This window comes from Hyphobacterium sp. CCMP332 (assembly GCA_014323545.1).
Classification (GTDB): Bacteria; Bacteroidota; Bacteroidia; order Cytophagales; family CCMP332; genus CCMP332.
Window position 1 is genome coordinate 1563595 of record CP058647.1, and the last position, 17666, is coordinate 1581260.

Below are 17666 nucleotides of genomic sequence, written 5' to 3' on the forward strand. Positions count from 1 at the left end.
CGGAGACCTTATATCAATTTATGAAACAGCATTACGAAGAATACTCAAATGAGGACTTTGAGGTATGGAAAATACTATTCGAAAGACAAAAAAAAGAATTAAGCCTTAAAGCGAGTAAGGAGTATAATCATTATTTAAATGAATTGAACAAAAGCTTAAACGCCGATTTCATACCGAGATTCCCGGAATTAAATAATGCGCTTATGGAAAAGACCAATTGGTCCATTGAGGTGGTGCCGGGTTTGATTCCGGTGGAGCGGTTTTTTGAACTGCTTTCCAAAAGGAAATTTTGTTCTTCCACATGGATCAGAGAAAAAATTCAATTGGATTATCTTGAGGAACCGGATATGTTTCATGACATTTTCGGGCATATCCCCTTGCTCATGGATTCCGAATATGCCAATTATATGCAGGCATTGGGCCAGCTAGGTGTTAATTACAAGGATCATCCTGAAGTAATAAAAGGCCTTAGAAGTTTGTATTGGTTTACCATTGAATTTGGACTCATGGGAAGCCGGGAAAATCCACAGATTTACGGAGCAGGTATTATATCCTCCTTTGGTGAATCAAAACATATTTATGAGAATAAAAATGTGACGGTAAAACAATTTGACCTGGATGAAATCCTTGAAAAAGAAATAGTTACAAGTGAAATTCAGAATCTTTATTATTCCGTTGAATCCATGTCATATTTATACGATACGCTTGACAACTTAAAGATTTCTTTAGAGAAATTGAGTTCAAAATCAAAATTTGTAAATTGATTCAAGTATTTCATAAATTTGGTTCATACCGAATTAAATGGTCTTAAATCTATTATTTCTTGCATTAGGAATGGTTCTCCTTATAAAGGGAGCAGATTGGCTGGTGGATGGAGCCGCTGCTCTGGCAAAGAAATATAAAGTCTCTGACCTTGCAATTGGTTTAACCATTGTGGCCTTTGGTACTTCTGCACCCGAACTGGTAGTAAATTCTTTTGCCGCCGCAGAAGGTCATCATCAAATGGTATTGGGCAATGTAATCGGGAGTAATTTTTTCAATTTATTCTTAATCCTGGGAGTTGCCGGAATTATTATTCCTCTTACTGTACAATCGAGTACGGTATGGAAGGAAATCCCATTTTCGCTTTTGGCTATTGTTCTTGTATTGGCATTTGGCAATAATTTCTTCGTAGATCAGCACAGCATTATTTCAAGAGCTGATGGTTTTATACTTCTGGGGCTGTTTTTTATTTTTCTTTATTATGTCTATTCTCAGTTAAAATCTGATCCTGCAGAAATACAGCTAGAGGAGAAAAATATGAGCTCCCTTATGGTTACCGTATTCATCTTTGCGGGATTGGCAGGTTTGGTCATAGGAGGCAAAGTAGTTTTGGTAAATGCGGTTTCCATCGCTCATGTATTTGGTGTCAGTGAAAGAATCATTGGTTTAACGGTAGTAGCTGCGGGAACTTCACTGCCCGAATTGGCTACTTCAGTTGTTGCCGCCATTAAAAAGAAAACCGACATTGCTGTAGGGAATATAATAGGTTCCAACATTTTCAATTTCCTTTTAATCTTCGCCATAAGTGCGATCATAAGGCCCATTCAATATGATACAATATTTAACCGCGATCTATATTTGATTGCAGGAGGAACTGCATTTCTGTTTATCGCCATGTTTACAGGAGGTAAGAAAAAACTGGATCGCTGGGAAGCTGCCATTCTTCTAATTGTTTTTCTGGCTTATACGTATTATCTGATTAATTCGGGTAACTAAATAAAAATTTTAAATGATCCACCCTAATACTGAATTGAAATTCATCAACCGTGAGATTGGCTATGGTGTAGTTGCCACAGAATTAATTCCTGCCGGTACGATTACCTGGGTATTGGATAAACTCGATAGAGAATTTAGTCCAATAGAGTTTCAGCAAATGGATGCAATCTATCAGGATATTCTGGATACTTATACCTTTAGAAATAATAAAGGAAATTTTGTGCTATGTTGGGATAATGGAAGATTTGTTAACCACAGTTTCAATTCAAATTGTCTTACAACAGCTTATGATTTTGAAATCGCAATTCGGGATATTCAAATAGGAGAGCAATTGACAGATGATTACGGCTATTTAAATATTCCCCGGCCTTTCCGGGCTGCTGATGAAAAAACCAAAAGAAAAAGTGTTTATCCCGATGATTTATTGAAATACTATAAGCATTGGGATAAGAAGATTTTAAAGGTTTTTCCAAAAATAAACGAACTCAACCAACCCCTCTCTTCACTTATCAATAAAGATCTTTGGGAATTGGTGAATCAGGTAATCAACGGAGAAAGGGAGATGGATTCGATACTGAATAATTACTATAAGGAATCTTAAGACCTCAAAATTCAAGCTATACTGTTATCATTGTATTCTCTTTTTAAATAAAATGAAATGAACCAAACCGGAACAATCATTCTGATCGCTGCTCTATTCATTATTATGTTTGGTATGGGGCTTACCCTGACCATGGCAGATTTTAAAAGAGTTTTAAAATTCCCAAAAGCTGTTCTTACCGGACTGATAAATCAGCTAATTATATTACCTCTCATTGCATTCTCGATCGCTATTTTACTGAATGTAACTCCGGAATTGGCGGTGGGCATTATGATCCTTGCAGCTTGTCCAGGGGGTGCCACATCCAATTTGATTACGCATCTTTCAAAGGGTGATACGGCATTGAGCGTAACACTAACCGCCATCAGTTCGCTGATTACGATAATTTCAATTCCACTCATCGTTTCATTTTCGCTGAATTACTTTATGGGCATGGATAGAACGGTGGAAATAAATATTCCGAAAGTTTTTGCCCAGCTTCTCATTATTACGGTCATTCCCGTATCATTGGGAATGTGGATCCGGGCTAAAAAGCCGGATTTTGCTGATAAAATGGAAAAATCAGTAAAAATTGCTTCCGCGATTGTATTGGCCCTTGTTATTCTTGGCATTATCGTAAAAGAGAAAAACAATATCATAGATTATTTTGAACAGGCAGGAATTCTAGCACTAGCCTTAAATCTTACAACCATGTTAATTGGTTTTATAACTGCCAAAATATTGCGTCTTAGTTTGCCCCAAACGATTACTATATCGATTGAGACCGGCATTCAGAATGGCACCATGGCCATTGGAGTGGCCACTATCGCACTGGGAAGTTCCGTATTAGCCATTCCGGCAGCCATTTACAGTCTGATTATGTTCGGAACAGGTTTCGCCATAATCATGATCGGAACGCAACAATCTTCAAAACTTATCCATTCAGAAGATTAAACCCGTATTTTCCAGAATCAGCTTTTATTAAGTAAATACCTTGATTTTCTTTAACTAAGTAAATTTAGATGATTTAAATCATTTTGAAAATTGATTATCGCTAAGTTTTCAGCCTAAAAAGCTTTCTACTTTCGAATCGTAGATTTAAAGACTATTCCAATTATGATTTCGAAACGAAGACTTTTCCTACTCATCTTTTTTCTGGCAGCAATTCAGATTGGTTTTGCACAAAAAACACTCCGTTTGAATGAATCCTCCGTAATGTACGTCCACGGAACTTCTACACTTCACGACTGGACAAGTATAGTTGAAGAAATGACGGCAACTGCAGAAGTAGATATGGATGGTGAGTTGAAAGATATCAAGTCACTAACTACGAAAATTAAAGTAGAATCAATAGAAAGTGGTAAGGGTAAAATGAATGATCTTACATACGAAGCACTCAAATCAGAAGAGCATCCCTTTATTTCTTTTCAGTTAAATGATATTAAAAGCATTCAATCCGGTGACATAATTGCTTCAGGCAAGCTTACCATCGCCGGTGTAACAAAAAATATTAGTGTCAAAGGCAATTACAGCTTATCGGGTAACAAATTAAAAATCTCCGGTAAAAAGGACATTAATATGACTGAATTCAATATCGAACCTCCAACAGCCATGTTTGGAACAATCGTGGTTGGGGAAGTAGTAAGCATTGAATACGATTTAATTCTAAACTAAAACTTAATATGTATCTAAATTTTATCGATATGAAAAAGCTATTTGTATTTCAATTAACGTTTATTTTCACCCTTTTTTTAGGGCTGAACGCGCTGGCTCAGGAAGAGTCGGCTGACATGTATGAAAATGAGGACTCCAGAGCAGAGTTACAAAACTTCAGATACAATGACCAAAGAGGTCTGAACGTATTTGAAGCACCAAAGGACGATACGCCATATAGAGGATTTGGATTGAGAATAGGAGGAGATTTTGCATTGCAATATCAAGGTATAAGCCAATCTTCAAATTTTGCAGGTGATACGCTATTAGAGCTGGGAAGTAATTTCAATCTACCTACCGCCAATTTGAACATTGATGCTCAGCTGTATGATGGTGTGCGCTTACATTTACGTACCTATCTTTCTTCAAGACACCATGAAGAAGCATGGGTAAAGGGCGGATATATAAGAATTGATAAACTGGACTTCATCAAAGAAGATTTCTTATCAGGATTTATGGATATGGCTTTCATTAAAGTTGGTATGGATGAAATCAACTACGGTGATGTGCATTTCAGAAGATCTGATAATGCAAGAACAATCTTCAATCCATTTGTTGGAAATTATATTATGGATGCTTTCACAACTGAACCATTCTTAGAAGTAAATGTAATGCATGAATCCGGAATATTAGGTGTTGTTGGAGCGTCAAATGGCCGTTTGAACCAAAATGTAGTTCAAAACAACGATGAAGGAATTACCTTTTATGGAAAACTGGGTTATGACAAGCAAATGAACGATGATCTTCGATTGAGATTTACCGGTTCATTCTACACCAGTTCTGCAGATCAGGGAACTTATCCAAACCCAACTGGTAGAAATCGTCAAAGAGATTATTTATATGCCGGAGACAGATCAGGTGCAAGATATTATGGCATTATGGAAAGTAATCAAGGTGGAGGAAGTGATTTTGATCCAAGATTTAGTCCGGGATGGAAAGGTTTGACAGCTTTCCAGGTAAACCCATTTGTAAAATTTAAAGGTTTAGAATTCTTCGGCGTATTTGAAATGACCAGTGATAATGACACATCAGGAGGTAGTTTTACTCAACTTGGCGCAGAATTATTATATAGATTCGGTGGAAACGAACAGTTTTACGTTGGCGGAAGATACAATTCTGTTTCAGGCGATTTTACAGATCAATCGAATACCGATATGAGCCAAACCAGAATTAACGCTGGTGCAGGATGGTTCATAACCAGAAATATGCTAGCTAAAATTGAGTATGTAACACATTCTTATGATGGTTCCTTATCTCCAGAAGGTGCACCATTGAATCAATCAAGGTTTGACGGAGCAACCTGGGATGGAATAGTGCTTGAAGCAGCTATTAGTTTCTAAATTATTTTGACCTAAATAATGTTATGGGGGAGTTGAATTATCAACTCCCCTATTTTATATTTATAAATTATGATCTTTTTGCTATTTGCATTTGTGTTTTTTGGATGGGAAAACCAAAGTCCCTCAGAATACAATATTCGTATTTACGATGAAAGCAAGTTAAAAATTCACGGCACTTCAAATGTCAATACATTCAGCTTTGAATACGACCCCGAATATCTTCAGGATGATATGTGTGTGACTGTAAAGAGCAATTCAGATCGAATTTCATTTGAAAATGCCATTCTCAATTTAAAAGTAAAAGGATTTGATAGCGGCAACAGAATTATGAACAATGATCTTTATGAATTACTTAAAGCGGATTTGTACCCTTCTGTTACTATAGATTTTCAATCGGTGGTCCCCAAAATGAAAGGTGCCCATCATAAATCACTTTTTCTAAATGCAAAAGTTCGATTGGCCGGCCAGGTTCACAATGAACTAATAGAAGTCAATCCTCAAAAATTAGATGAGCATTATCATTACAATGGAGTTGCAACACTTAATCTCAGGAATTATTGCATTGAGCCTCCTGTGAAATTTTTGGGATTGGTTAAAGTCCAGGAAGAACTAACCATTAATTTTGACCTGAAATTCGAAGCCAGCGAAAATTCCTAATTCCAGATTTTCGTTCCCTCTGAACAATTGCTGCAAATGTCTATTTCTGATCTGGATTTGAATAAATTTGATCTGAATGCTTTATAAGCATCGTTATTCCATATTTCTTCAAACTTATTTTCCTTTATATTTCCCATCGAATGATTTGAATCCTTGTCGAAACAGCAGGGCACTACATCTCCATTCCATGTTATAACCGCAGAATGCCACATTTTCCAGCAGTGGTTATCCATTCGGTTTTTAAGTACCCATTTTCCTTCATCATTGTATTTATATCTCGACAGCGATTCATCAGATGGAATAAATGCTGAGCCGTTTTCATAGTTGTTGATCTGGGCCGTTTTAATAAGGACTCTGTCCACACCGAGTTGCGCACCAAATGCATTAACATCTTTGAGCTGATGTTCATTTGTGCCCATTGCAATAAATTGTAAATCAATAAAGGGTTTTCGCGATTTTAGCTTTTTCTTAATACTTACCAGATTATTCAAGCCATCGCTTACTTTGCTCAAATCCCCTCCAATTCTGTATTTTTCATACGTTTCCTGATCCAGCCCATCGATGGATACAATAATTCGGTCCAAACCGCTTTTTACAGTTTTTTCGGCATTTTCAGGATTTAAAAAATGCGCATTGGTGCTGGTATTCGTATAGATATCAGATTCTGAGGCAATTCTTACAAAATCAAAGAAATGTTGATTGAGATAAGGTTCCCCCTGAAAATAAAGCGTCAGATAAATTAAATACTCCCTGACATCCTCTATTATTCTAGAATACAAGCCCGGCTCCAACATACCGGTTGGCCTTGTAAAAGCCCTCAAACCACTAATACATTCCGGACATCTGAGATTGCATGAGGTCGTGGGTTCAACTGATAGCGCAAAAGGCATTGCCGGATGCAAAACTTTTCCAGTTTTTCTTGAGTGTCTGTAAGACTGATAGACTTCAATGGCATTTCTCAACTTTTTAAAATTGACCTTGCCTGCCAAATTGATTGCCTCCCTATATTGTAATCCTAAGTTTTTCAATATCTTACTAATACTTCATCAAGAGATTTTCGCTTGATATTTGGGACTTCGCATTTCTCATGAGGCAGGCCCACCGGCAAAAGTAAAAATGGCCTTTCATTTTCGGGTCGATTCAAAATCTTACTTAAAAAATTCATTGGACTCGGCGTATGCGTCAGTGTGCACAAACCGGCATTATGAATGGCATTAATAAGCATCCCACAGGCAATTCCTACGGATTCATTTACATAGTAATTGTTCTTCTTTTCACCTTTGTCCAACTCGAATACCCTTTTGAATACAATTATTAAGTACGGAACGGTTTCAATAAAAGGCTTTTCCCAATTGGTGCCAAAAGGTTCAAGGTCTTTTAACCAGGTTTCACTCATTCTTCCATGATAGCTATCGTACTCTTCCTTTTCCGCAGCCTCTCTAATTTTTTGTTTTAATTTTTTGTCTTTGACCAAACAAAACGTCCAGGGCTGTTTGTGCGCACCTGAAGGTGCTGTATTGGCGGTAAGTATAATTTCTTCGAGAATGGATTCGGGAAAATTCTTATCCGAAAAAAAACGTATTGAGCGTCGTTTTTCTGAAAAATCGCGCATTTGTCTGGCGCGAAATAGCATTTCTTCGTTCGAAAACGATTCATGCTCAAAGGGTACAAATGCATCTTTATTTGAGGACATAATTTAAGGCATTTAAAAATTCTTAATTTTAAATTAAGTAAAAGTTAAATTTGGTAACTCAGATTGCAATTAGTGAGATTTTTAATTTGAATTTCAGTAATTCAATCCTTTGCAATATCCTAACAAATTAATTGGTAATGAAAAAAGTATTGATTGTTCTGCTCAGTATGATTGTTCTTCTTCTCATAATTATGGTATCTGTACCGATCATCTTTAAAGATGATATCAGAAAAGCGGTTGATGATGCCGTCGCGGAAAATGTTAATGCGAAAGTCTATTTTGACCCCGCAAAATTCAGTCTCTCATTTTTCTCTCACTTCCCAAGCCTTACGATAGCCATTGAGGATTTCGGAATTGCCAATAATGCTCCCTTTCAGGGTGACACTCTTATGGATGTCAAAAAATTTGAACTGGCCATTAATGTTATGAGTCTTTTGACAGATAAAATAGAACTGAATGGCATTTACCTTATAGAACCCAATATTTATGTTAAGGTATTAAAAGACGGAAGAGCAAATTACGATATTGCCAAAGCCACAGATGAAGAAGCACCCATTGAAGAGCCTGCGAGTGAAGAAAGTTCAGAAATGGCCTTCTCGATAAATGTTTGGGAAATTGCCAATGCTAATATCAGATACATCGATAATTCTTCAGATATGCGTGCTTACATAAAAAACTTAAGGCATAAAGGCTCCGGAGATTTTACGCTTTCCGTTTTTGATATTAATACAAAAACCAATATTGAGGCTATAGATTTTAGCATGGAGGGGACGGATTACCTGAATGGAAACACTATCAATGCCGACCTTATTCTAAATATGGATCTGGATAATAACAAATATGTTTTTAAGGAAAATAGTATCGCATTAAATCAATTTGTTTTTGGATTTGATGGCTCCATTGTACTTGGTGATGACTTTCAGGATTACGACCTTACTTTTATCTCAAAAGAAACAACATTTAAAAATATCTTATCACTGGTTCCCGCTGTCTTTAAAAAGGACTTTGAATCATTGAAAACTTCCGGGACCATGTCTTTTGATGGATTTGTTAAGGGAAAATTACAGGGAGAGGTACTTCCTGATTTTGGAATAACGCTTCTGGTCAAAGATGGAATGTTCCAATATCCTGACTTACCTGCTGCTGTCAAAAATGTAAATCTCGACCTGAATGTTAAAAAAGAGGGTTCGAGTCTTGAATCCACAGAAATGGATCTTAAAAAATTTCATATGGATTTAGGAAATAATCCGGTAGATATAACGGCGACTACAAAAGGAATTGATGTAATTGATATGAACGTTGATGCCAATGTCAATTTAAATCTTGCAGAAGTTTCTTCTTTTTACCCGGTAGAGGGTCTTGAAATGAAGGGGCTTTTTGGGCTGGTTGCAAAGATCAGTGGGACTTATAGTGAAACTGCAATGCCTAATGTTAATGCCGATTTGAAATTGGAAAATGGCTATATCAAATCCGCAGAAGTACCGGCTCCTTTGGAAAATATACAAATGATTGCCAATGCTAAAAGCGCAGGTGGAGATCTGGTCAATAGCTCATTGGATGTGAAAACATTTAAAATGAACTTTGATGGCAATCCAATTGAAGCATTTTTGCATCTGGAAAACTTTGAGAACTATACCTATAGCACAGGCTTAAAAGGTCAAATTGATCTTGGAAAACTAATGAAAATCTTTCCACAGGACGGTATGGAACTGGCCGGTATCATTCAGGCCGATATTAAAACCTCCGGTAAAATGTCGGACATAGATGCCGAACGCTATGATCAATTACCCACATCGGGAAAAATCAGTGTTTTTAACCTCGCATTTAAAAGTGAAGACCTGCCTCAGGGCCTGGGGATAAAATCTGCCAATTTTGAATTTAATCCTAAAGAGGCCATTCTTAGAAATTATAATGGTACACTTGGGAATAGTGACATGCAAATGTCAGGTAGTTTTAATAATTATTTGGGCTATGTATTAAAAGACCAAACCTTAGTCGGAAATCTTAAATTCAATTCAAAGCGCTTTGATTTAAACGAATGGATGTCTGAAGAGGAAGAATTGGGGTCAGAAGCAAGTGCCTCTACCGAGGAAGAACTGGTGGTAGAACCCATTCCAAGAAACATAGATTTTACACTTGACGCCAGCATAGAGAAAATTCTTTATGCGCAATCTGATATTACCAATTTGAATGGCCAGATTGTAATCAAGGATGGGGCGATAAATTTAAATCAAACAAGATTTAACATGCTCGCTGGTACCTTCAGGACTACCGGAAAATACGATACCAAAGATTCTCTAAATCCTTATTTTTCATTTGACCTTCACATCGAAGAATTGGAAATACCAAAAGCATACGAGGCATTTGCTTCAATTCAGGAAATGGCTCCTATGGCAAAGAATATGACCGGCAAGGTCAATACTGATTTTCATGTTGAAGGAAATTTATTACAAAACTACGATCCCGACCTCGCAAGCCTCTCCGGCGGTGGTTTGTTGAATATTTTTAATGCAGCAATGAAGGATTTTAAAATCATTAATAAACTTAACAGTGCAGCAAAATTTGCAGGATTTAATTCGAATGCATCCAACGAATATCCGCTGAGTGACTTTCTTGTTAATGCAGAAATTCGTGATGGAAAGATATTTTTTGAACCTTTTAAAATAAATGCCGCTGGAAATAATCTGACTATTGGTGGAAATTATGGTCTGGATGGTGCCCTGGACTATACCATTAAATCCGATATTTCAGCAAGTGCCATCACAGGTGCTGCAGCCAGTGCTTTGAATGCGTTGTCCGGTTCAAACTTATCGGGCTCCGGGCCTGTAACATTAAACTTCGGTGTCACAGGTACACAATCAGATCCTAAAGTGAAGTTGTTAGGCATGGATTCAGGAGATGGGTCCGGTAAAAGCGTAGCAAAAACAACTGTTACAAATTTAAAAAACAAAGCAAGCGATGATGCCAGAAACAAAGCCAGAGAACAGGCAGATAAAATTCTGGCCGAGGCAAAAAGAAATGCTGACAAAATTAGGGCTGAAGGAAAACGCTCTGCCAACTTAATTCGCAAGCAATCCAATGATCAGGCCGATGCTTTGGTGAAAAAAGCGAATAACCCTATTGCAAAACGAGCTGCTCAGGAAGCCGCCAAGAAAATTAAAAAAGAAGGAGAAGATAAGGCCAGAAAGGTTGAAAATGAAGCCAACCGCCGCGCAAATCAAATCATGAATGAAGCCAACAAAAAAGCAGATAGTATAATCAAAAACCCTTAGAGGATTTTAAATTCTGCATAAATAAATTCATCGTCTGCCTGCTCTTTTTCAGGAGAATCATTTACAGTAATTATAAATCTGTAAGTGCCGCGTCTTACATAAGCACTTTTATCATTTCCCGGCTCATAGCCACCCTCACACCAGCTTTCTTTTTGATTCCAGGAGAGGTCCATTTGTTGGAATGGTTTAATTGGAATATAATGAGGTGGAGCACAAGGCGCCCCACATGCACAATGTTGTATCCGCAGGTCGTACCAAAGTGTATCGATTTTTCTTTGTATTTGCAATCTGGAAGGCTCCAATAAATACCGGAGTGTATCAGAATTATTTTCGAGAATAAAAACCACATTATCTCCGGGTTTGTACTTTTCACCTATAATCACCCTAACGCCTAATTTGCTGTGCTCTTCCTTTTCTGCACTAAGCTGAGAACTCGGATTACACGAAAAAAAATAAATCCCTATTAGAAGAAAAAGTAGTTTTTGCATCGGGCAAAAATAGAATTAATTAAGTATTGATTTTTATGCTTTAAGTAAACTTAAAATTAATACAGCCTATTTTTGATTAATATAATTATATTTTATATTAGTATTATACAATTATACGCCTTTTTGTAACCATTTTATTAATATTTGCGTAATATTTAATTAACTTTGGAAGATGCTTAAATTTCTTATGTACGGTTTTTTACTGATCAGCGTCCCCTTGAACGCTCAGTATTTTGCTGTATCTGATTTTCATTCAGATTTTGAGAAAAAGACATTTGAGCAGCTTAAACAAAATAAGCTAGTAGACCCTTCAAGTTTTTTAATAGCCGCAGAAAGTAAAAATGGACTAAATGAATACAGGGATTTTTCACTCCTTTTGAAAAGCATCCCATTGGAATTGAACACTTCCAAAATGGATCGAATGGATTTTGAGAAAAAACTCAAATACATATTCAAAACCACTCAAAAAAAATATTTTAACAGCTATCAATTGTATGAATCCTACAGCGATCTTTTGGAAAAAGGCGATTACAATTGTATTTCCGGTACTGCCTTTTATGCTCTGCTCCTGTCCGAAATGGGCTATAAAATTCATATTTATGAAACGCCCTTTCACGCTTACCTTGAAGTAGAAAATGAAAACGGAGAATTTATTTTAATTGAATCGACGGATGCGGCTTTTGGGGTAGTAGATAAAATGAAAAACGTCAAATCGCGAAGAGAAGAATACGCGCAGGGTCAAAGTGAATTTGTGGCAAGAGGATTGGGAAATGCAAGCGAAAATCCGGAAGAAATTTTTACCAATGAGATCAATCTTTTCAACTTAGCCGGATTACAATATTATAATCTCGCAGTGCTTGCCTTTAATGAGGGAGAATTTGAAAAGGCTTCCAAACTTTTAAAAAAAGCAGCCTATTTATACCCTTCTTCAAGAATAATTATGTTGCAGCTTCTAAGTGAAGAATTAATTGCTTCCAATTATTAATGATCAAGCCAGGCTTTAAAGGCCGGCGTTTTATCAGCACTGATCACAATTTCATCATCAATACCGGGTTTTAAGCTAATTTTTAATCTCCCTTTGAAATAGGGTTTGATTTCTGATGCTGCATCCAGATGTATTATATATTTTCTGTTAATCCTAAAGAATAATTCGGGATTGAGCTGTTGCAAAATCTCATCCAGTGATATATCCATAGGATACTTATTTCCCTCTTTGTTTACCAGAAATGTCAGCTTGTTATCAGAATAGAAATAGGCTATTTCTTCCGTTTTAACAGCGTGAATTTTATTTCCCAGTTTTACCAAAAACCGTGATTTATAATTATTTTTTGCTTCGCTAATGGCTTCTAATAGCGATTTTACATCCAGCGTACTTTCTTCCTGATTCCAGGCTCTTTTTTTCGCTTCGTATTTCTCCAGACTAGCTCTTATTTTTTCTTTTTGTACAGGCTTAAGCAGATAATCAATACTGTTAACCTCAAAGGCTTTAATGGCGTACTGATCAAAGGCGGTGGTAAAAATTACAGGACATTTTAATTCCTGATTCTCGAAAATATCAAAACTCAATCCGTCGCCTAATTGAATATCCGTAAATATCAGATCGGGAGAATCGTTTTTATCAAACCAGGAAGAGGCTTCTTTTACAGAACTCAATAATTCCATTATCTCAATCGAATCATCAATTTCTCTGAGCATTTTGCTCAATTTTTTTGCCGCTAGTTCCTCATCTTCAATGATTAATACCTTCATTTTTCAACTTCAAGCAAAGGCAATTTTACAATAAAATGTGATTCTATATTCAATACATCTACTTCTTTATCCGAAAGGAACTCAAATCGCTTTTTTATATTCTTTAATCCGGATTTTGAAGAGTTTACGGTTTGATTTTTCTTTTGAAGATTATTTTTAACGACCAGTTTTTCATTTTCAGTAAACATCTCGATTGTTAAAGGCATTTCGCCATCTATCTTATTGTGTTTAATGACATTTTCAACCACAATTTGCAGTGCCAAAGGAGGGATCATAAGATTTTCTGTATTAATGATTATATCATTTTGAAAAATCAGGCGTTCACCAAATCGATTCTTAAGTAAATAGACATAGCTGTTGAGAAATTCAAGCTCCTCTTCAAGACTGACTAATTCTACTTGCTTGTTTTTTAATACATAGCGATATACTTCGGCAAAATTATCCAGAAATTTTCTGGCAGTATCCTTGTCTTCATCTATCAGCGATGATAAAATGTTTAAATTATTGAAAAGGAAATGTGGGTCAATATGACTTTTTAATACCTCCAGCTGGGTTCTGATATTTTCCTTTTCCAGTTGTTCAGATTTTAATTTTGTCTTTTTCCATTGGGTCATAAAGTATATCCCAAAATGTATGGATATGGCTGGCAACACAAAGAGCAGACCGTAAATGTTCATCACGGCCATTTGAGAAAAATCCGGAGCTGAACTGGTGAACAAAGTCCTGAAAAAGTAGAAAGTTAGATTTACAACCAGCAAACTGTAAATTCCACTAGAAAGCAGTTGAATAAAAAAACGTCTGGAAACAAAAACATCCCAGGGCAATTTTTTATCCAGCCACTTCGAAATAAAACGATTCCCTGCCCAAATGAAGAATACGACGTTTATTATCCAAAATATAATTGTGATTAAAAGCGATTCCACTTTGGAAAAATAACCAAGAAAGGCGACTGCTCCTAAAATCGCTACGATCACGGCCAGACCTAGCCAGGAAAGAGCACTTGCATCTCTCCTTGTGTTCATATAATTGGGCGTACTAAAAATTGGAAAATTTCCCAAAACGGTGATTATTGAAATTTAATTTCTTTCACACCTTCCCAGGGAATCAAGACGGGCTCTTCATCTGTTTCACTCTTGAAAATCATCAGGCCATCGTTCCTATCCGAAACATCCTGTGAATCTCCCAGTAATACTTCTTTGCCATTTCTCAAAGTAATATTTGAAAAATTATAATTCTTAGGTTTTATCGAAGCAATTTTTCTGAAGGGTATGGAGTATTTGACGTTGTAGTCATCTCCTTCAAGAATTTCATAATCATAAGTTTCGTCAATATCGAAGACGATAAGGCCTTTCAATGTTTCTCCTTTGACTGTAATAACTTCGCCTTTTAGCCTTTTTGGTTTTGGGAATTCATCATAAGAAAGAAATGATCCCACTGGGATTTTGTCCTGAAACTCCACATATTCAAAGTCTCTCCAATCTACCAATACTTTTCCAAAATCCTGAGTTCTGGCAACCACGCCTCTGTTTGAATCGTCCACATCGTTGGTTCCGAACAGATCAACTTCCCGGCCGGATTTTAAGGTGACTCTGGATCCTCTGCCGTAGCGTTCAATTTTTCTGATATTACCCATTTCTATGGAAAATCTTTCATTATTATTATTCCCATCGAGTTTATCAATGCTAAGACATTCTTCATGATCCCATTGAATGAAACCTTCAAACTCTCCTCTTATTGTTTTTACTTTTCCATAAAGCGGTTCACCGAATTTTGATTTTAAATTGGGTGGGCCTGATTCAAAGTCAATTCTATTCACTCTTTCCCACCTGATCTTAACCTCTCCAAGTTCCGGATCCATTACTAAAATACTCGTTCCTATGTCATTTGAGCCCCCCGAGACATTAAACCTCGAATCGTCTTTCATTATTAATGACACTTCAGAACGGCCAACCGGTTCTATAGCTTTTATATCACCAAAGCGACAAACAAACTGATGATTTTGCCAATGGTAATCACAGCAATTTTTATCTTTCCAAAGACCCATAAACTCCCACTCGTCATCGCCTTTGTTAAACTTCATGGTTTTGACCATGTCTTTATTGGCCCAGCGATTATAGGGATTTTCTCTTTTTGTGGAATTAAACTCATCTTCCCACAAGGCTTCTTCATCACCCCACCTAATCTGTCCTTTATATTTATCCCCATCGATCGTTGAAACTGTTCCGTAAATAAAGGCTTTATCACTTTGTGCAAAAGCCCCGGCAGTGACCACAAATACCAGGGCTAACAAACTATAGACTTTTTTTAACATGACATTATTAGATTAATTTGACCTCCAATCTGATATCAAAGGTGGCCAGTCACATTCATATATAAAAGGAATATTTGATGAATCGGGATATTTTGGGAATGAATTAGCATTTGCTTGTGCTGAATTATTATTTAACAGATTTCCCCTTTCCTAACCTGTTTAAAAGGCTGCTGGTAATGTTCAGGAAGTTTTCTTCAGTTATAATACCAATCAATTTGTCATTTTTGACCACCGGCAAACAGCCAATTTTTTTATCCTGCATTATATTCATTGCTTCAATGACCGTAGTTTCTGGACTTATGTGAATCGGATTGGCAATCATCAAATCCTTTACAGTTTTGCCATCGCTCAATTCGCCTTTGTTTAATCTGCTAAAGTAACGAAGCAGCATTCTTGAAGAAATAAGTCCTATCAATTTTCCCTTATCGTCCTCGACCGGCATGTACCGAATTTTTTGCCAATCCATAATTTCGGTGACCATTTCCGGAATATCGTCCTTTATTATAGTAAATAAATCCGTCGTCATGAATTCTTCTGCGAGTAATGTTGAATGTTGCCAAGACACTATATCCTCAAGACTTGCCAGATCCCAGGTGTGAATTGGTTTGCCTTCCTGTTGATTCTTTAATATGCTGGCAGTGAGACCAATGGAAAGTTCTTCCTTGGATGTCACTTTGCTGAGTTTGGCAAATGATTTCAGCATCCAGCTAGCACCCGTTTTTCGGCTTTCATTTCTTTCATTGATCACATCCATATAGCGATCTATATCCTCTTGATTTATATTATTCTTTTTCAAACCCTCTTTTGCCAAAGGCAATAGTTCTTTTTGAATCAGTTCGCTGACGGGATATTTTTTATCTTTAAACCAGTGCAATTGCGTATCCATACCCAAACGCGCTGTTGCAACAAAATTTGATTTTGCATCATCAAAATCCATATGAATTGGGATATCAGGATAATGATGATCAAATACGGACATCAATCCAATCCAGAAAGCAGAATTTGCGACTTCATCAAGGACAGAAGGCCCGGAAGGCAAACAGCGGTTTTCAATTCTTAGGTGAGGTTTCCCATTCGGGCTAATCCCATAGCAGGGTCGGTTCCATCTGTAAACCGTTGAATTGTGAATCATTAGAGCGCGAAGTGCCGGTGTTACACCTTCATCAATTTTTTTAAAAACATCTTCGTCAACATCAGTCATCAACATTACCTTGAACCGAACGATATCCTCCTTATACAATTCAATAATGGAATTTTGAAGCCATTGATTACCAAAAGTCACCCTGGGGCTTCTATCGCGTAAATGCTCGCTGGTCACCCGGGTGTCCACGGATTGCTGAAATAATGCAACCCTTGTTTCTTTCCAAAGGCGTTTTCCAAAAAGCATAGGACTGTTGCTCGCAATGGCCAATACCGGGGCCATCAATACCTGAGCGGCATTGTATTTGCGGACAAAATCGTCGGGAGCAATTTGCAAGTGTACCTGAAAACTCGTGTTACAAGCTTCCAGCATTGCAGAATCGTGTTTTATATTCAGTTCATCTATACCCGCTATTCTCAATTCGTAGATTTTCCCTCTCAATTTGTTGATGGCTTTTACCAATGCAAAGTACCGATCCAGTGGTGTAAGGTTTTCCAGGTCGAGATCAAATTTTCGGATGGTCGGTAAAATTCCTGTAAGCACTACTTCACTGTGATGATTGGCCGCAACTGCGCTTACTTTTTTCAGAAGTGTATTGAGATTATTTTCCAAAACTGAAAAGCAATCCTTTTCATAAACAAGGGGATCAATATTGGCTTCAAGGTTAAATTTTGCCAATTCAGTCGTAAATGTTTTGTCATTCAAATCATTCAGCACTTCAAGAGACTTGGGAGAAGGTTTATAATTTTCATCCACCAAACACATTTCCTGTTCTGCACCAATATGCATCGGGCTGGTATTAAACCAATTGTCTTCAAGCATTTTTTCCAAAGCCTGAAGATCCTTTAAGAGATATTTTGTAAAATTATTGAGCTGCTTTTGATTTGAAACTATCCTTACGTTTAAGTCTCCCATATCCTCTTTATTAAAATCTCCTTAAATTAAGTAAAAAGACCTCATTCAA

General features: G+C 36.8%; 16 protein-coding genes. 9 read left to right on the forward strand and 7 right to left on the reverse strand.

What is annotated here, in order from left to right:
• Positions 1–20: 20 nt before the first annotated feature.
• The 7 genes from HZR84_06925 (at position 21) to HZR84_06955 (ending at position 6048) form a co-directional block, all read left to right on the forward strand.
• On the forward strand, positions 21–764 hold the full coding sequence (locus tag HZR84_06925; GenBank protein QNL21679.1) for a phenylalanine 4-monooxygenase: 744 nt from the start codon (positions 21–23) through the stop codon (positions 762–764).
• Between the two features lie 37 nt (positions 765–801).
• A complete protein-coding gene (locus HZR84_06930; protein QNL21680.1) occupies positions 802–1758 on the forward strand; it encodes a calcium/sodium antiporter in 957 nt (318 codons plus the stop codon).
• 13 nt (positions 1759–1771) lie between these two features.
• Positions 1772–2359: an SET domain-containing protein gene (locus HZR84_06935; GenBank protein ID QNL21681.1), complete on the forward strand. Its 588-nt coding sequence runs from the start codon at positions 1772–1774 to the stop codon at positions 2357–2359.
• 57 nt (positions 2360–2416) lie between these two features.
• Complete coding sequence (locus HZR84_06940) at positions 2417–3292, forward strand: bile acid:sodium symporter family protein (GenBank protein ID QNL21682.1); 876 nt, start codon at positions 2417–2419, stop codon at positions 3290–3292.
• A 162-nt stretch (positions 3293–3454) separates the two neighbouring features.
• Positions 3455–4012, forward strand: a complete 558-nt coding sequence (locus tag HZR84_06945) for a YceI family protein (GenBank protein QNL21683.1) — start codon at positions 3455–3457, stop codon at positions 4010–4012.
• Positions 4013–4041: 29 nt separating this feature from the next.
• The gene (locus tag HZR84_06950; protein ID QNL21684.1) at positions 4042–5391 is read left to right on the forward strand and encodes a hypothetical protein; all 1350 of its coding nucleotides are present in this window, start codon (positions 4042–4044) and stop codon (positions 5389–5391) included.
• 69 nt (positions 5392–5460) lie between these two features.
• On the forward strand, positions 5461–6048 hold the full coding sequence (locus tag HZR84_06955) for a YceI family protein (protein QNL21685.1): 588 nt from the start codon (positions 5461–5463) through the stop codon (positions 6046–6048).
• On the opposite strand, the gene HZR84_06960 is transcribed toward HZR84_06955, so the two are convergent.
• Together HZR84_06960 and HZR84_06965 are read right to left on the reverse strand one after the other, a co-directional pair.
• Positions 6045–7079 (reverse strand): SPASM domain-containing protein, encoded by a 1035-nt coding sequence (locus tag HZR84_06960; GenBank protein QNL23209.1) that lies wholly within the window; start codon positions 7077–7079, stop codon positions 6045–6047. The genes HZR84_06955 and HZR84_06960 overlap by 4 nt on opposite strands.
• The gene (locus HZR84_06965) at positions 7073–7741 is read right to left on the reverse strand and encodes a nitroreductase family protein (GenBank protein ID QNL21686.1); all 669 of its coding nucleotides are present in this window, start codon (positions 7739–7741) and stop codon (positions 7073–7075) included. Before HZR84_06965 ends, HZR84_06960 begins: the two co-directional genes overlap by 7 nt.
• 137 nt (positions 7742–7878) lie before the next feature.
• On the opposite strand from HZR84_06965, the gene HZR84_06970 reads away from it, so the two are divergent.
• The gene (locus HZR84_06970; protein QNL21687.1) at positions 7879–11013 is read left to right on the forward strand and encodes an AsmA family protein; all 3135 of its coding nucleotides are present in this window, start codon (positions 7879–7881) and stop codon (positions 11011–11013) included.
• On the opposite strand, the gene HZR84_06975 is transcribed toward HZR84_06970, so the two are convergent.
• Positions 11010–11501, reverse strand: coding sequence for a hypothetical protein (locus HZR84_06975; protein QNL21688.1), 492 nt, complete (start codon positions 11499–11501; stop codon positions 11010–11012). The two genes, HZR84_06970 and HZR84_06975, sit on opposite strands and share 4 nt — an antisense overlap.
• Positions 11502–11673: 172 nt before the next feature.
• Here HZR84_06975 and HZR84_06980 point away from each other — a divergent pair, with 172 nt between their 5' ends.
• Positions 11674–12486 (forward strand): hypothetical protein, encoded by an 813-nt coding sequence (locus tag HZR84_06980; protein ID QNL21689.1) that lies wholly within the window; start codon positions 11674–11676, stop codon positions 12484–12486.
• Here the strand turns inward: HZR84_06980 and HZR84_06985 are convergent.
• The 4 genes from HZR84_06985 to HZR84_07000 form a co-directional block, all read right to left on the reverse strand.
• The gene (locus HZR84_06985; protein QNL21690.1) at positions 12483–13250 is read right to left on the reverse strand and encodes a response regulator transcription factor; all 768 of its coding nucleotides are present in this window, start codon (positions 13248–13250) and stop codon (positions 12483–12485) included. The two genes, HZR84_06980 and HZR84_06985, sit on opposite strands and share 4 nt — an antisense overlap.
• A complete protein-coding gene (locus HZR84_06990) occupies positions 13247–14272 on the reverse strand; it encodes a histidine kinase (GenBank protein QNL21691.1) in 1026 nt (341 codons plus the stop codon). The genes HZR84_06985 and HZR84_06990 overlap by 4 nt, the downstream gene beginning before the upstream one ends.
• Positions 14273–14316: 44 nt before the next feature.
• A complete protein-coding gene (locus tag HZR84_06995; GenBank protein ID QNL21692.1) occupies positions 14317–15561 on the reverse strand; it encodes a hypothetical protein in 1245 nt (414 codons plus the stop codon).
• Positions 15562–15688: 127 nt separating this feature from the next.
• On the reverse strand, positions 15689–17617 hold the full coding sequence (locus HZR84_07000) for a CBS domain-containing protein (GenBank protein QNL21693.1): 1929 nt from the start codon (positions 17615–17617) through the stop codon (positions 15689–15691).
• Positions 17618–17666: the final 49 nt, after the last annotated feature.

Bases quoted from the DNA above. Each gene is read 5' to 3' on its own strand.
- HZR84_07000 (QNL21693.1), bottom strand. From the start codon at position 17,617: ATGGGAGACTTAAACGTAAGGATAGTTTCAAATCAAAAGCAGCTCAAT.
- HZR84_06970 (QNL21687.1), top strand. From the start codon at position 7,879: ATGAAAAAAGTATTGATTGTTCTGCTCAGTATGATTGTTCTTCTTCTC.
- HZR84_06925 (QNL21679.1), top strand. From the start codon at position 21: ATGAAACAGCATTACGAAGAATACTCAAATGAGGACTTTGAGGTATGG.
- HZR84_06975 (QNL21688.1), bottom strand. From the start codon at position 11,501: ATGCAAAAACTACTTTTTCTTCTAATAGGGATTTATTTTTTTTCGTGT.
- HZR84_06940 (QNL21682.1), top strand. From the start codon at position 2,417: ATGAACCAAACCGGAACAATCATTCTGATCGCTGCTCTATTCATTATT.
- HZR84_06990 (QNL21691.1), bottom strand. From the start codon at position 14,272: ATGAACACAAGGAGAGATGCAAGTGCTCTTTCCTGGCTAGGTCTGGCC.
- HZR84_06955 (QNL21685.1), top strand. From the start codon at position 5,461: ATGATCTTTTTGCTATTTGCATTTGTGTTTTTTGGATGGGAAAACCAA.
- HZR84_06995 (QNL21692.1), bottom strand. From the start codon at position 15,561: ATGTTAAAAAAAGTCTATAGTTTGTTAGCCCTGGTATTTGTGGTCACT.
- HZR84_06985 (QNL21690.1), bottom strand. From the start codon at position 13,250: ATGAAGGTATTAATCATTGAAGATGAGGAACTAGCGGCAAAAAAATTG.
- HZR84_06935 (QNL21681.1), top strand. From the start codon at position 1,772: ATGATCCACCCTAATACTGAATTGAAATTCATCAACCGTGAGATTGGC.
- HZR84_06980 (QNL21689.1), top strand. From the start codon at position 11,674: ATGCTTAAATTTCTTATGTACGGTTTTTTACTGATCAGCGTCCCCTTG.
- HZR84_06965 (QNL21686.1), bottom strand. From the start codon at position 7,741: ATGTCCTCAAATAAAGATGCATTTGTACCCTTTGAGCATGAATCGTTT.
- HZR84_06945 (QNL21683.1), top strand. From the start codon at position 3,455: ATGATTTCGAAACGAAGACTTTTCCTACTCATCTTTTTTCTGGCAGCA.
- HZR84_06930 (QNL21680.1), top strand. From the start codon at position 802: ATGGTCTTAAATCTATTATTTCTTGCATTAGGAATGGTTCTCCTTATA.
- HZR84_06950 (QNL21684.1), top strand. From the start codon at position 4,042: ATGAAAAAGCTATTTGTATTTCAATTAACGTTTATTTTCACCCTTTTT.